The organism is Sphaerisporangium sp. NPDC005289, assembly GCF_040607455.1.
Taxonomy (GTDB): domain Bacteria; phylum Actinomycetota; class Actinomycetes; order Streptosporangiales; family Streptosporangiaceae; genus Sphaerisporangium; species Sphaerisporangium rhizosphaerae.
Genome location: NZ_JBEXGS010000016.1, coordinates 160255 through 174287, shown reverse-complemented (window position 1 = coordinate 174287; position 14033 = coordinate 160255). Strand labels below are relative to the sequence as shown.

The 14033-nt window shown below is 70.4% G+C and carries 15 protein-coding genes; 9 read left to right on the top strand and 6 right to left on the bottom strand.

What is annotated here, in order from left to right:
• Window positions 1-144 precede the first annotated feature (144 nt).
• Both ABZT47_RS26450 and ABZT47_RS26445 read left to right on the top strand, forming a co-directional pair.
• A complete protein-coding gene (locus ABZT47_RS26450) occupies window positions 145-558 on the top strand; it encodes an antibiotic biosynthesis monooxygenase (RefSeq protein WP_354847422.1) in 414 nt (137 codons plus the stop codon).
• A gap of 316 nt (window positions 559-874) precedes the next feature.
• A complete protein-coding gene (locus ABZT47_RS26445) occupies window positions 875-2575 on the top strand; it encodes a heparinase II/III family protein (RefSeq protein WP_354847419.1) in 1701 nt (566 codons plus the stop codon).
• 155 nt (window positions 2576-2730) lie between these two features.
• Here the strand turns inward: ABZT47_RS26445 and ABZT47_RS26440 are convergent, their stop codons facing one another.
• Window positions 2731-3339 carry a hypothetical protein gene (locus ABZT47_RS26440; RefSeq protein ID WP_354847416.1) on the bottom strand — a complete coding sequence of 203 codons (609 nt, stop codon included), beginning with the start codon at window positions 3337-3339 and terminating at the stop codon, window positions 2731-2733.
• A gap of 373 nt (window positions 3340-3712) precedes the next feature.
• On the opposite strand from ABZT47_RS26440, the gene ABZT47_RS26435 reads away from it, so the two are divergent.
• From ABZT47_RS26435 to ABZT47_RS26425, 3 genes are all read left to right on the top strand, one after another.
• Window positions 3713-4294 carry a TetR/AcrR family transcriptional regulator gene (locus ABZT47_RS26435; RefSeq protein ID WP_354847413.1) on the top strand — a complete coding sequence of 194 codons (582 nt, stop codon included), beginning with the start codon at window positions 3713-3715 and terminating at the stop codon, window positions 4292-4294.
• The gene (locus ABZT47_RS26430) at window positions 4278-5834 is read left to right on the top strand and encodes a nitrilase-related carbon-nitrogen hydrolase (protein ID WP_354847410.1); all 1557 of its coding nucleotides are present in this window, start codon (window positions 4278-4280) and stop codon (window positions 5832-5834) included. Before ABZT47_RS26435 ends, ABZT47_RS26430 begins: the two co-directional genes overlap by 17 nt.
• Window positions 5835-5939: 105 nt before the next feature.
• The gene (locus ABZT47_RS26425) at window positions 5940-6356 is read left to right on the top strand and encodes a nuclear transport factor 2 family protein (RefSeq protein ID WP_354847407.1); all 417 of its coding nucleotides are present in this window, start codon (window positions 5940-5942) and stop codon (window positions 6354-6356) included.
• 43 nt (window positions 6357-6399) lie between these two features.
• Here the strand turns inward: ABZT47_RS26425 and ABZT47_RS26420 are convergent, their stop codons facing one another.
• Window positions 6400-6846: a hypothetical protein gene (locus ABZT47_RS26420; RefSeq protein ID WP_354847404.1), complete on the bottom strand. Its 447-nt coding sequence runs from the start codon at window positions 6844-6846 to the stop codon at window positions 6400-6402.
• 171 nt (window positions 6847-7017) lie between these two features.
• Here ABZT47_RS26420 and ABZT47_RS26415 point away from each other — a divergent pair, with 171 nt between their 5' ends.
• The gene (locus tag ABZT47_RS26415) at window positions 7018-7461 is read left to right on the top strand and encodes a MarR family winged helix-turn-helix transcriptional regulator (RefSeq protein WP_354847401.1); all 444 of its coding nucleotides are present in this window, start codon (window positions 7018-7020) and stop codon (window positions 7459-7461) included.
• Window positions 7462-7464: 3 nt separating this feature from the next.
• On the opposite strand, the gene ABZT47_RS26410 is transcribed toward ABZT47_RS26415, so the two are convergent.
• Complete coding sequence (locus ABZT47_RS26410; protein WP_354847398.1) at window positions 7465-7896, bottom strand: ATP-binding protein; 432 nt, start codon at window positions 7894-7896, stop codon at window positions 7465-7467.
• A gap of 175 nt (window positions 7897-8071) precedes the next feature.
• On the opposite strand from ABZT47_RS26410, the gene ABZT47_RS26405 reads away from it, so the two are divergent.
• Together ABZT47_RS26405 and ABZT47_RS26400 are read left to right on the top strand one after the other, a co-directional pair.
• Window positions 8072-8893 carry a helix-turn-helix transcriptional regulator gene (locus ABZT47_RS26405; RefSeq protein ID WP_354847539.1) on the top strand — a complete coding sequence of 274 codons (822 nt, stop codon included), beginning with the start codon at window positions 8072-8074 and terminating at the stop codon, window positions 8891-8893.
• Entirely contained in the window at window positions 8886-9089 is a 204-nt protein-coding gene (locus ABZT47_RS26400) for a DUF397 domain-containing protein (protein ID WP_354847395.1), read from the top strand. Before ABZT47_RS26405 ends, ABZT47_RS26400 begins: the two co-directional genes overlap by 8 nt.
• 106 nt (window positions 9090-9195) lie before the next feature.
• Here the strand turns inward: ABZT47_RS26400 and ABZT47_RS26395 are convergent, their stop codons facing one another.
• Entirely contained in the window at window positions 9196-9846 is a 651-nt protein-coding gene (locus ABZT47_RS26395) for a hypothetical protein (RefSeq protein WP_354847392.1), read from the bottom strand.
• A 352-nt stretch (window positions 9847-10198) separates the two neighbouring features.
• Here ABZT47_RS26395 and ABZT47_RS26390 point away from each other — a divergent pair, with 352 nt between their 5' ends.
• On the top strand, window positions 10199-11176 hold the full coding sequence (locus ABZT47_RS26390; protein WP_354847389.1) for a pyridoxal-phosphate dependent enzyme: 978 nt from the start codon (window positions 10199-10201) through the stop codon (window positions 11174-11176).
• Between the two features lie 268 nt (window positions 11177-11444).
• Here ABZT47_RS26390 and ABZT47_RS26385 read toward each other — a convergent pair whose 3' ends face one another.
• Entirely contained in the window at window positions 11445-13265 is a 1821-nt protein-coding gene (locus ABZT47_RS26385) for a BTAD domain-containing putative transcriptional regulator (RefSeq protein WP_354847386.1), read from the bottom strand.
• Window positions 13266-13334: 69 nt separating this feature from the next.
• The gene (locus ABZT47_RS26380; RefSeq protein WP_354847383.1) at window positions 13335-13988 is read right to left on the bottom strand and encodes an FMN reductase; all 654 of its coding nucleotides are present in this window, start codon (window positions 13986-13988) and stop codon (window positions 13335-13337) included.
• Window positions 13989-14033: the final 45 nt, after the last annotated feature.

Genomic DNA, 14033 nt, shown 5'->3' with positions numbered 1-14033 from the left:
TCAGCCGGCGCCGGAGATGGCACTGCGTCGGCGTGGGCGACGGGGCGGATCGTAGGGTGGCTGTGCCGGGTCAGGGTCCGTCACCGCGTTCCGCGCGCGTGCGGCCGCGGGCCTGGCTACGACGTCACGTGGCGAGGAGTGGACATGTCGGTTGTGAAGATCAACGCTCTGATCGTGCCCGACGAGATGCGGGAGGAACTGGAACGCCGGTTCGCGGGACGGGCGGGGATGGTGGAGTCCTCGGACGGCTTCGAGTGGTTCGAGTTGCTGCGTCCGCTGGAGGGCACCGACCGCTACCTGGTGTACACGCGGTGGCGCAGCGAGGAGGACTTCCAGCGCTGGCAGCAGAGTGAGTCCTTCCAGCGGGGCCACGCGCGCGCCGCGGCCGACGCGGCCGCCCAGGGCCAGGCGGCCGAGCAGGGCCAGGGCCACGGCGAGGCGGCCGAGCAGGGCCATGGGCACGGTCAGGGGCACGGCCATGGCCAGGGGCCGGCCGCGACCGGCTCGGAACTGTGGACCTTCGAGGTCGTCCAGAGCACCGGCCACAAGAAGGCCTGACCGGCGCGCGGCGCGCACGGAACGGTGACCCGCCCGTGGCACCCGGCACGGGCGGAGCGGTGACCGGCCCGCCACGCCCGGCGAGCCCGGAGCGGTGATCCGTCCCCGGGGGGCGTCCGGCGAGGCGACGCGGCGGGGAGTCCTGATCCGACAGGGCCGGTGAGGCGGTCAGAAAGCGGGCCATACCTGGGAGAAGCCTGGGTCCGGCGCATCTGGTTGTTAACGATGCGGCGGAAGAGGCGCGAGCGACTTGACCTGTTCGTCATGATTCGGACAGCATGATCCGCCCCCATCTTCGGTCACGGAAGGAACTGGCGTGCGCCGCCGGACACGAGCCCTCGCTTTCCTCACCACCCTTCTGCTGACCTGGGGCTGGACCTTCCAGGCCGCGCCCGCGGGCGCCGACCGCTCCGCCGGGGCCGCGGCGGTGAAGCAGAGCGCCGAATGCCAGGGCGACTGGCTGCCCGCCACGCCGACCTCCGCGCAGGTCATGTCCGGCGAGGTGCAGTTCCTCGACCTGCCGCCCGTCAAAATCGGCACCACGATCAACTGGCGCTGGAGCCCGTACAAGAACCGCTCCTGGGACATGGTGTTCTCCTCCCTGCGCTGGGTCGGCCGGCTGGTCGCCGACTACGAGACCTCCGGGGACGAGAAGCTGCTCGACCGCGCGACCGCGCTGGTCAAGAGCTGGGTGGAGAGCAACCCCCGGGGCAGCTCGCGCGCCAGCGCCTACGCCTGGGACGAGCACCCGATCGCGTTGCGCGCGCCCGTGCTGGTCTGCCTGAGCCGCCACGTCAAGGCGTCCTGGCTGACCGGCAGCCTGGTCGACCACGCCAGGATGCTCTCCGACCCGGCCCTGTACGAGAAGGGCCACAACCATGGGATGGACCAGGACATCGCCCTGCTGCGCATCGGCTGCCGCACCGGGCACAAGGAATGGAGCGACCTGGCCGTCCGCCGCATGACCGGCTCGGTGAAGCTCGACATCGACTCCCAGGGCGCACTGCAGGAGCAGGCCCCGCGTTACGGCATCTACGTGCACGAGCGGCTGAAGGTCGGCATGGAGGCCATCACCGACTGCGGCAGGAAGGTGCCCTCCGAGATCGAGAAGCGCTGGGAGTCGCTGGAGGGGTACATCACCCACGCCACTGAGCCCAGCGGGTTCATGGTCCCGATCGGCGACGGCGGCGCGGACGTCAAGCCGGCGGGGTACAAGCACGCGAACAAGACCGTGCAGGTGTTCCGGACCGGCTACGTCTTCGGGCGGACGGCGTGGGACAAGCCCGAATCGGCGTACTACTCGATCAGGTTCGGCCCCGGCCTGAAGTTCCATGGGCACGAGGACCACCTGGGCGTGACCTACTACGCGCAGGGGCACGACGTGCTGGTGGAGGCCGGGTTCCACTCCTACGAGCGGACGGCGTACCGCTACTGGACCATGTCGCCCGAGGCGCACAACGTGCCCGTCGTGGTCGGCAAGCCCTTCCGCGGGCGCACGGCGACGTCCCTGACCCGCTCGTCGATCAAGGACGACCGGCAGTCGTACAAGCTCACCGACAAGGCCTACGGCGTGAGCAGGAACCGCTCGGTGCTGGTCAACCACGGCGACGACCTGATGGCCGTGCTGGACACGGTGGCCTCCGGCGCGAAGGCCCGCAGCTACTGGCACCTGGACCCGGCGCTGACCCCGGTGTCCACCAGCGGCGGGCGGGTCGTCGTGAAGGACAGGTCGGGCTGGAAGGCCACGCTCGTGCAGCTCGCCATGCCGTCCTGCGCGCCGATCGGCGGACAGTCGGTCGTGCGGGCCCAGACCAACCCCTACCAGGGCTGGATCTCACCGTCCTACATGGCCAAGGTGCCCGCCTCGGTGGTCGTCTCTCCCGCGGCCGGCGACCTGCTCACCATCGTCGTCCCCGGCACCGCCGAGCCCAAGGTCACCTGCTCGGGCACCCGCGTCACCGTCGAGACCTCCGACGGCCGGACCTCCTTCCGCGCCTCCGCCGGCACCCTCTCCTGAAGCGACCGGGAGGGCCTCGCGGGCCCTCCCGGAACCCGCTGTCTCCCCGATCGCGGGTCGCATCGTGGCCGGCCGACGCCCGCCCGCCCTTCCCACCACTGTGGAGAAGATCTTCAGGAACGCCCGCTGTCGCACCTTCGACCCACGAACGCGACCTATCCGGGCTTGTCCGGCGGATACAGCTTGTCGAAGGCGATTCCCGTCAGGACGGAGACGGCGACCGCGATCATCCACGGGTCGATGCCGGTGGCCTGGTTGATGAACTGAGCCGCCTCGCCGAAGTTCAGACTCGCATCCGCGCATGCGGCCAATGCCATCGCGAACGCGGCGCCGGTCATCACCCTGCGCCGCGATGCTCGTGAAGCGACGGGGAAACGTGCCTGCGGAGCCGCGAGCACGCCGGGCACGCCCAGGGATGGCGCCTTCTCAGGTAAGCGCGCGAGCAGATGTGGATTCGGCCAGATCGCGGAGCCGGGCATGCGGAACAGCGGCTCCCATTCGGGCCGCTCGGGGACGGCTTCACGAATGGTCTCGGTGAAGAATGTGAAATCGCCGACGAAATCGACGAGCCACTGGACGCACACACTGCGCGTGTCGAGATCGAAGTACGAGATGAAGAAAAGCGGTGCATTGCCGCTTCCATCGGCTGTCGCCGGAGGCGCCGGCGGACGCCCAGGGGGCGCGCCATGTCCAGAATGGACCAGGAGCCGGGGAGGAGAATGGACAATGCGCCCGGCAGCCGGGGAAAGAGTCGCCACTGTCACCGCCCGACTCTACCTCCACCTCCCAAGAGACGGGCAGATGCGTAACCACCCCATCTCATAGCGCGGAACCTTTACACACCCCGTCCCCTTCCGCCGATCATGTCCATCTCTTGAAGGTCGGGCCAAGACGCTCACCGTGCACTGGCGGTGACACACATGTTCACCGGGCGCGGCTCTCCACCGCCGGCCACGTGCTGCGGTGATCGGCGCCAGGTCGGCGGGTCGTGGTACGGCGATGCCGGCGCCGACTACGGCGCTCAAACCGGTGAACGCTCCTGGACGGCACACCAGGCAGTCCCTCTTCGGAGCGGCCGACCCTCCTGTCCGATCCAGCATGTATACGGCGTACACAGGGAGCGTATACGGTGTAGACATGACGGAAGGACAGACCGCGGGACGCATCGCGGCGGCGGCGCGGGCGATTCTGGTCGAGCGGGGGGCCGATGCCGTCAGCATGCGGCGGGTGGCCGAGGCCGCCGGCATCACGCCCATGGCGATCTACCGCCACTACCCGAACAGGGACGCGCTGCTGCGGGCCGTCGCCGAGACCTCTCTCCGTGACCTGGCCCAGCACTGGGGCGGGCGCAGCCGGGGAGACGACTGGGACGGCCGGATGTTCGGCCTGCTCGACGACTTCCTCGACTTCGCCCTCGGCACCCCGCACCTGTACACGTTTCTGATGACGGAGGAGCGGGACCAGGCCCGCCGCTTCCCCGAGGACTACCGCAGCGGCGACGCACCCCCGTTCAGCCAGATCGTCCGGGGCATCGAGGAAGGGATGCGCCTGGGAATCCTGCGGCCGGACGACCCCCTGGAGGTGACGCTGGCCCTCACCGCGCAGACCCAGGGCCTCGTCCAGCTCTATCTCGGCCGGCGCATCGGCATGTCAGAAGAGGACTTCCGCTCCCTGTGCGAGCGCTCAGCGAGAAGGATGCTCAATGGACTCACCTCTTAGCGCACCAGAGAACACCTCCCAGGAAGCCGCCCGAACGAGTCCGGAACGCGTAGACGCCGGTGGAGGGACGATCCGTTCCGCCTCCTCGGCGAGTGGCGCCTGGTCGTGGGCGGCCGCCGCGTGCTCGGCGGTGCTGCTGTACCTCGGCACCGGCCTGTCGCCCGTCGCGGCGCTGACATGGATCGCGCCCCTGCCGATCTTGCTGATCGCCCCGAGGGTGACCGCCCGCCGGGCCATGGCGCTCGCGTTCCTGGCCTACCTGGCCGGCAGCGCGAACAGCTGGGACTATTTCCTGCGCCCGCGCCCCTCCCTCGCCGTCCCGCTGCCCGCCGCCCTGAGCATCCTCATCGGCGGCTCGGTCCTGTTCGCGGTGGCGGTGCTGCTCTTCCGCGCCCTGCTCGTCCGGGGCCACGCCGTGCTCGCCACGCTGGCGGTCCCCGCCACCTGGGTCGGCGTGCTCTACCTCACCTCGCTGGCCAGCCCCTCGGGCGTCATGGGCACCCTGGCCACGACACAGGCCGACGTCACCACCGTGGTGCAGATCGCCTCGGTGACCGGGTTCTGGGGCGTCGAGTACCTGGTTCTGCTCGTGCCCGCCGCGATCGCCGCCTGTTCCGCCACCGGCATCCCCGTCATCGCACGGCTGCGCGCCGGGGCCGCAGGGCTGGTGATATCGGCCCTCGCACTCGGATACGGGACGTTCCGCCTGCACGACTCGCCCGCCGCCGCGAGCTCGCGACACGTCGTCGTCCTCGCCCGGGATCAGGGCCACTGGGCGACCGATGTCGCGACTCCGGAGGGGCGCGAGCTGGTCGCGGCCTACGCGGAGCGCATCGCGGGCCTTCCGGAGGGATCCGGGATCGTGGTGCTGCCCGAGGCGGGGTTCGCCGCCGACGACGCGAGCCTTCCCGCCCTCGTCGGCCCGATGGAACGGGCGGGCCGCGCCCGGGGGGCCGACATCGTGATCGGCCTGCTCCACACCACAGGGGGAGTCCGGTACAACTCCGCGCTCGCCGTCCCGGCGGGCGGCGGCGCCCCGGCCGAGTTCCACAGGTGGAACGCCGGGATGGATCAGGTGAGCCGGACCGGCCACGACCTCGCCTACCTGCCGGGCACCCCCTGGGCCGGGATGGTGGTCTGCGGGGACGTCAACTTCCCCCGCCCCACCCGCGACTACGCCGCCGCCGGGGCCCGGCTGCTGGCCGTCCCGGCCTCCGACGAGGACGTCGACGGCTGGCAGCACAGCCGTACGGCGCTGCTGCGCGGCGTGGAGAACGGCCTGGCCGTGGCCTGGTCCGACCAGCGCGGCGTGCCGATGATCTCCGACTCGTGGGGACGGGTGCGCGCCGAGACCAGGACCAGACCCGACGCCGGCCCCGACTCCTTCGCCATGGCCGCCGCCACCGTCCCCGCCGGCCCGGGAGCCACTCCCTACACCCGCTTCGGCGACTGGTTCCCCTGGCTCTGCCTCCTCACCACCCTCGCCGCCTCGCTCTTCGTCGTGGCCGCCAGGCTGCGTGAGAGGCCACAGCGGGCTTGACCTTGCCACCGGCGTCAACCTCTAGCATCGTCCGGTCCGGACGCCCCGGACCGCGTCGGACGCCGAGCGGCGATCGACTCGTTCCGCCCCTCCGGGAGTGACCTGTTGAGCACCTCGCCCACCGCCGACGACCGCGCATCACTGCTCGACCACGACCGCCGCTTCTTCGACGCCCTGGTCGCCGCCGACGTCACCGGATTGGCGTCCCTGCTGGCGGAGGACTTCGTCATGGTCGCCGTCGGCGACGGCGCCGTGGTGACCAGAGACGACCTGCTGACCGCGGTCTCGACCGGAGCGGTGCGGTTCCCGGTCATCGAGTCCTTCCCCGGCGAGGCCGTCGTCCGGCGCATCGGCGGCACCGGCATCGTCGTGGGCCGGACCGGGATGAGCTTCACCGGCCCGGACGGCGCCCCGTTCACCGCGGACAGCCGCTACACCCACGTCTTCACCACCACACCCACCGGCGGATGGCACCTCATGTCGGCCCAGGGAACCCAGATCAAGCCGCCCGTGGCGGGGTGACGCGGAAGGGACTGCGAACCCGCGCCTCCCCCCCATGGCCGGATCAGGCGAGTGCGGCGGCGCGTTCCTTGGCCGCCAGCAGCACCGTGAGAGCGGTGTCGAGCTCAGCGGGATCGATGCCCTCGAAGGCGGCGTCGGTGACCTCGCGCGAATGCGCGTACACGGTTGCGAAGTGGTCGTCGCCGGCTTCGGTCAGTTCCGCTGTAGCGGGGGAGTTCTCGGGCCGGTATGCGACGTGGCCCGCCGCGGCGGCGCGCTCGAGCACCCGGAGGGTGTCCGCCTCGGCCAGGTCCATGCGCTGGTCGAGCTCCTTGGCCACCTCGTCGATGGGCAAGGGAACGTCCTTCTCCTTCAGCAGGGTCAGGAGCATCTGGGTGGGGAAGTCGGAGTCGAGGTCCGCGAGGGCGCGACGGTGCAGCTTGCCGATCAGGCGCGCGGTCTCGCCGAGCGCGCGGCCGAAGCTGGGGCGCGATTGGGGGTTCACGGTCATCTGAGTCTCCTTGTGATGTGCCGGTCGAACGGGAAGGGATGGACCACAGCACTCGACCGCCCTTATGGGAGGCCTCATCATTGATCGCCCTAATGATGGTGTGACCAATGATGGTATGGCCAACACTACAGGACATTGATGGTGCTGCCAACATTCGGTTACGCTGGCGAGGTGAACAGCACCGCGAACCCGACCCCCGCCCGGCTGCGCACCCTTCCGAGCTGGGTGATCAATCAGACGGCGATCGCGGCCAATCGGCTGACCGACCGCGCACTGGCCGGCACGGGTTCCCGCCGGCACCACTTCGCGATGTTGGCGGCCCTGGACGAGCTCGGCCCGTCCAGCCAGGCCGAACTCGGTCGATGCACCGGGATCGACCGCAGCGACGTGGTGGCGGTGGTCACCGCGATGGCCGAGCGAGGATTTCTCGAGCAGCGTCCCGACCCGGCCCATGGCCGGCGCAATATCGTCACGCTCACTCCCGCGGGTAAGGACCACCTGGAAATGCTCAGCGCCCTCCTCGCCGACGCCCAGAACGAACTACTGCACGCCCTCTCCCCGGCGGAATCCAGAACGATCGTCGAGCTGCTCACGCGAGTCCTCGACAGCCGCTGACCGTCACGAGGACGCCGCGTCGCGCTCCGCGACGTCGCCGCTCCCCCGCTCGTATCTCACCTCGAACCAGACCGTGCGCCCGGCGTCGCCCTCGCACACGTCCCACCGCTGCGAGATGTGCTCGACGAGCATCAACCCTCGGCCGCCCTCTCCGAGCGTTTCGCCGCAGACGCGCGGCGCGGACCCGCCTCCGGCGTCCACCACGTCGACGTGGACGAAGTCATGGCGGTCGGCGATGGCGAGGGTCACCTTTCCACCGTTCCCGGAATCGGAATGGAGGATGGAATTGGTGACGACCTCGGACACCAGCAATGTGACGTCGTCAATGGCGGGATGAGCCTCACCGAGTTTCGCCCTGACGAACTCCCTGGCCTGTGACACCGACTCCGGGGAGCCGGCCAGTTCGATAACGCCCAACAGCCGGCCTGCCGCCATGCGCGAACACCTTTCCTGCGCCGGTAATGGACACGCGTCCTGAGGACTTCGCCGCACCAGAATGTCAACGCGCGGCTACCATCGGTAGTGAATTCGGCGCACACCCCAGGCACAGTAGGGGTGATCCAGGGGGTGAGGCGTCACCCCGAGTGCCATTCTCCCCGGGCAGGTGAATATGACATCCTCTAATGAGATAAATCCGCACGACTCCCCACGCGGTCTGTTCGTCTTCGAGCTGCGCCGGCACAGGACCGCCGCCGGCCTCACCCAGAAGCAGCTCGCGGACCGCATCGGATTCTCCGAGTCCATGGTCGCCATGATCGAGTCCCTCAAGCGAACGCCGTCCCAGCGCTTCGCCGAACTCTGCGACCAGGCCCTCGACCTCGACGGCGCCATGACCAGGCTCCACGCCGCCGCGACCTGGCACAAAGCCCCCGAACACTTTCGTCCCTGGCTGGAAGAAGAACAAGACGCCACAGCCCTCCACGGCTGGGAGCCGATGGTGGTCCCGGGGCTCTTCCAGACGGAGGCGTACGCGCGACTGATCCTTTCCGCGGAACCAGGAGTGACGCCGGAGGAGGTAGATGAACGCGTCGCGGGCCGTCTGCAACGACAAACCATTCTTCACCGCGACGATTCGCCCTTCGTCGCGATGCTGATCGACGAGTCGGTACTTCATCGCCCTATAGGGGATATGGAAGTGCGGCGCGAACAGCTAACGTACCTGCTTGAGATCGCCCAGCATCCCAAGGTGACGATCCAGGTTGTGCCGTACGCGGCGCAAGCACTCTGCGGGTTGCTCGGCGGGTTCATCATCGCCGAACGGCAAGGGACCTCATATGCCGCCTACGTGGAAGGGCAACCGAACGGGCGCGTCGTGGAAGACCGCCTCACGATCACCAAGCTGCTGCGTCGATACGACGCGTTCAGCTCCGAGGCCGTGCCGTTCAGACAGTCACTCAACCTCATTCAGGAAGTGGTGGACCAGAATGGTTGATCTCGAAAACGCTCGGTGGCGCAAGAGCACGCACAGCGGATCCGACGGCGGCAACTGTGTCGAGGTGGCATCGAACCTCACGAGCATCGTCGCCGTACGTGACACCAAGAACCCGTCCGGACCGGCATTGTTCTGCACACCCGATAACTGGTCGGCATTCCTGAGCGGCATCAAGCACGACGCGCCCGGCGTCTGAGCCCATGACAGGCTGCGCTCACGCGCCGTCGTGACGAGAGTCGGTCGTCCGAGGCGAAGACCAGGAGAGCCGGGGCCGTACGGCCCTCCTGGAGCCCCGCCGGTGATCAACCGGCCGACGCGACCACGAAGTAGTAGAACGTGACGAACATCGAGCGGTTGTCCGCCCGGTCGGCGCTGACCACTACCAACTGATGGAGTCCGGCGGCCGTGGGCGTCCAGGTCAGCGTGCCGGTGCCGTCGGGCCCGGCGTCCACCCGGCTCCACTGCTCGTCGTCCATCTTGTAGTAGTAACCGCCCACGTCCGCCACGCCGTTGGGCCTCATGGTGAACTGGCCGGGCACGCCCGGCCCGCCGACGGGGGTCGGGCCGCTGTAGGGGGTTCCCGCGACCGTGCCGGACCGTTCAGGCCTAGTGGTGTCCACCACGTACTCACACCACGGGCTCCACTCGCTGACCTGCTCGTAGGCGTCCTCCGTGCGCACCCGCCAACGGTACGCGCCGCCGTAGAACGACCTGTACACCGTGGGCGGCTCGTCCGCCTGGTCGAACGTCCCGGCCAGGCCCACGGGCGCGTCGATGTCCTCGTTCCAGTGCGATCGCTGGGCTTCGGCTGAGGAGACGTAGGTCCATGCCGCCGGCCGTAACGCGATCGTCGCTCTCGGAGTCCAGGCTTGCGCGGGCGCCACCACGAAGGGCACGATCATCACCGCGGCCGCCAATGCGCGCGCGAGCAGCCGAAATACCCCTGACCTCATGAAATTGTCCCCGTTTCTAATCTTCGGTCCCCAGAAGGCAGACTAGATCACCAAGTCCTTCGACATCAGACTCAAATTGCGGACGACCGGCCGTGAGGCTCGACCTATTTACACCGACGACAATGCGGGGTCATCGAACACCGCGTGATCGGCGGATAGGTCGAGGTCTCGTCGGGTGAGGGTGTCCGGAACGACTCAGGCGTCCGGGGAGGGACCAGAAGGTCCGGCGCGGCGGCGCCACCCCAGTCTTCCGGCGCCGCGACATTTCAGGGGAGAGCGCGCGGATTCCCTGACCCGCTCGCTGGTAGCGAATGGGCGCAGTCTTCCGAGCCGCGCCTGACATGGTGGGACGGTGGAGTGGAACACGCGAGCTCTCGACGTGCTGGCGGTGGGTAATCCCACCCCGCTGATTGACTTCCCGGTATCGGCGCCCGGGATCAGGCTGCTGCTGAAGGACGAGTCTGCGCAACCGACGGGGAGCCTGCGGCACCGGCACGCCAGGGCACTGTTCCGCCGGGCCGTACTCGACGGGTCGGTCACCGAGGGCGTGACCGTGGTAGAGGCGACCGGCGGCAACGCGGCCGTGGCCCAGGCGTGGTTCGCGCGGCGGCTCGGGCTGCCGTACATCGTGGTCATGCCGGGCGAGCGCAGCCAGGCGCGGGCGCGGCCGGTGGAGGAACTGGGCGGGGAATGCCGATTCGTGACGCCGCCGCTGGCGATCTACAACGCCGCTCGGGAGATCGACGGGCACTTCCTGGACCAGTTCGGGCGGACCGCGCCGCACGACCTGGCGGAGGAGCTGTTCGGGCAGGTGCGGCCGGACTGGGTGGTGACGGGCGCGAGCACCGGAGCGACCTCGGCCACCCTCGGCCAGTGGATCCGGGCCCATGGTGAGGACTGCCGGGTCGCGGTGGCGGATCCCGAGAATTCGGCCTACTTCCCAGGATGGACCCTCGACGTGCCCGACTACGGCACCGGGATGCCCTCGCGGATCGAGGGCATCGGACGCCCACGCGTAGAGCCCGCCTTCCGGCCCGACCTCGTGGACCTGGTCGTCCCCGTGCCCGACGCGGCCAGTGTGGCGGCGGCCCGGCACATCCGCGAGGTGACCGGGCTGCCAGTTGGCGCCTCCTCGGGCACCGCGTTGTGGGCGGCGCTGGAGCTGGTGGAGCGCATGCGGGCCAGGGGCGAGACCGGCACGGTGGTGTCGCTGATCGGCGACGCGGCCGATCGGCATCTGGCGACCTGTCACGACGACGGGTGGGCCGCCGGGAAAGGGCTGGACGTCGGACGGCACACGAGCACTCTGAGGCAGCGCACCAGCTTGTGACCTGCATCGGCGTGCGGCTTGTGGTGGGCGGACGAGCGGGGGTTGACGGCCTGCGTAGCCACCAACGTCGCCCTGGGTACCTGCTGTGGTCGGAGGTGCTATCTGAGCCGGTCGAGCATCTTCGGGTTGAGGTTCAGCATCGGGCGGCGGATGCAGGCGTGCTCGTGCTGGCATGGGGTGCCGTAGGGCCGGCCGCATGAGCCCAGCTCGACCTTGCGCTCGTCGAAGTGTTCCTCGGCTCCAAGCGCCCCGAGGTTCGGGTCAAGCCTTAAGCGCTGGTGCGGGAACGGGCGAGCCGGGACAGGGCGGCCTGGATGACTTCGGGGCCGTCGTCGTCGTGGGTGCGGCTGCGGGCGAAGAGCCACAGCGGCTCAGGGTAGTGGTACCGGTCCAGGTCGCCGGGGACCAGCAGGTGCAGGTCCACGAGGGACTCCAGCAGCGCGGCGGTGTGGCCGAGGGGCAGTTCGAGCACGGCCGCGGCGGCGGCGAGGGAGATCTCGGGCTCCTCCGCGACCGACAGCAGCCGGAACGCCCGGGCCTGCGCGGGTGAGAGCCGCTCCAGCACCGACGCGTACGGCCGCTCGATGGCCCGGCACTCCGCCGGGAGCACTGGCGAGCCAGGAGCGGGCCTGCCGATGCGCTGCCTGGCCTCGGCCATGCTCCATCCCGGCCGGGAGGCGATCCGCGCGCCGACGGCCTGCACGATCTGCGGCAGGCCGACGGTGCGCCTGGCCAGTTCGCGCACTTCGCCGGGCTCGGGCCGCACCCGGTCGGCGCCGATGATCCGTTCCAGCAACGCGACCGCGTCGTCCTCTTCCAGCCCGGCCAGCCGCAGCCAGTGGGCCGACGCCAGGTCGTACAGCCGCTGTCGCGCGGTGACCAGGACGGCGGGCCCGCCCGGGCCGGGCAGCAGCCGCCGCACCTGCTCGGCGTCGCGGGCGTCGTCCAGCACGACCAGCAGCCGGCGGCCGGTGGTGAGCGTCCGCCACAGCGCCATCCGCTCGCTGAACGACTCCGGCAGCCCCGTGTCCAGGACGCCGACGCCGCGCAGCAGCTCGGCCAGCGGCTCACCGGCGGTGCCGAGGTCGACGAACAGTTGACCGTCGGGGAAGTCCGCCGCGACCTCGTACCCGAGGTGCACGGCGAGGGCGGTCTTGCCGACGCCGGCGAGCCCTTCGACGCCGACCACCGGGACGCTGGCCCGGGACGGGGTGAGGGCGCCGGCCATCAGGGACCGTTCCTGATCACGACCGACGAAGTCCGGCAGGTCGGGCGGAAGCTGGGTGGGACCGCCGGGCGCGGCGACGGCGGACGGCGGCGCGGGAGCGGCGGGGGCGAGCAGCGCCGGGTCGGAGGCGAGGATGCGGCGCTGCATCTCCCGCAGGTCGGGGCCCGGATCCAGGCCGAGTTCGTCGGCGAGCAGCCGCCGCGCGTCCTCGAACACGGCGAGCGCGTCCGCCTGCCGGCCGGACCGGTAGAGCGCCAGCATCAGCAGCTCGCGCGGCCGTTCGCGCAGCGGCTGCTCCCCGATGACCTGCGCGAGCCCGGCGGTGGCCTCGGCGTGCCGACCGGAGTCGATGTCGGAGGCGGCCAGGTCCTCGATCGCCGTCAGCCGCAGTTGCTCCAGTCGTACGCGCTCGAACTCGGCGTAGTCGCCGTTGACACCGGCGAGCGGAGTGCCGTGCCACAGGCTCAGCGCCGCGCGTAGTGCGGTCGCCGCCGCGGGCGCGTCACCGGCCCGGCGGGCCTCCCTGGCGAGGCCGAGGTGCCGCTGGAACTCGGTGAGGTCCAGATCGCCGGTACGTAGCGCGTAGCCGCCGCCGACCGACTCGATCACCGCGGTCGGGTGGCCCGGGTCGAGCACCCGGCGCAGCCGTGAGACGTAGGAGCGGACGACGCCGATGGCGGCCCGGGGCGCCGCACCGCCCCAGATCGCGGCGATCAGCTGGTCGGGCAGGGCCGGCAGGCCGGTCTGCAGCAGGAGGATCGCGAGGATCGCCCGTTGCTGCGGGCTGCCCAGGTCGATCTCGTCGTCGCCGCGCCAGGCGCGCACCGGGCCGAGCACTTCGAAGCGCAGCCGCTCCCCCACCGATGACTCCCTCCAGCCGCTCCCCCTGGTCGTCACCGGCAACGACCTGCGGCAACCCGGTATTCCGCCTCAGCCGGCGCCGAGGAGGTCGGTGAAGGGGGTTGGCGCGAAGGGGTCGCGGACGTCGGGCGCGGCCCGGCGGCGGATCTCGGCGGCGAACTGGGCCGCGGCGCGGTCGATCCGGTGGGCCAGCAGGTCGGGTGCGGCGGCGCCGCCCCAGTCTTCCGGCGCCGCGAAGACCGACGTGGGCACGACCACGGCTCCCAGATAGGCGAACAGCGGCCGTACCGTGCTCTCCAGCACCAGCGAGTGGCGCGCGGTGCCGCCGGTCGCGCCGATCAGCACCGGCTTACCGTCCACCGCGTGGTCGTCCATCAGGTCGAGGACCTCGAAGAACGCCTTGAACAACGAGCTGTGGGAGGCGGCCAGCGTCGGGGTCACGGCGATCAGGCCGTCGGCCGCTGCGACCGTTTCCAGCGCGGTTCGCAGTTCTGGCTCCGGAAAGCCGCTGACCAGGTTGTCCACCAGGCCGTGCCCGTGCTCGCGCACCTCGATCACGCGCGTCTCGACCTGGTCTCCCCACTCGCGCAGCTCGCGCTCGGCCGAGGCGGCCAGCCGGTCGGCGAGAAGCCGGGTCGAGGAGGGGCGGCCGAGCCCGGCGGAGACGACGGCGATGGTGCGTCTCGTCGGCCCCGCGCTACCGTCGCCGGTCGGCCCTGTCACCGCTCCGCCGCTTTGTGCGGCTCGCGCGGCCACCGTTCGGTCCCT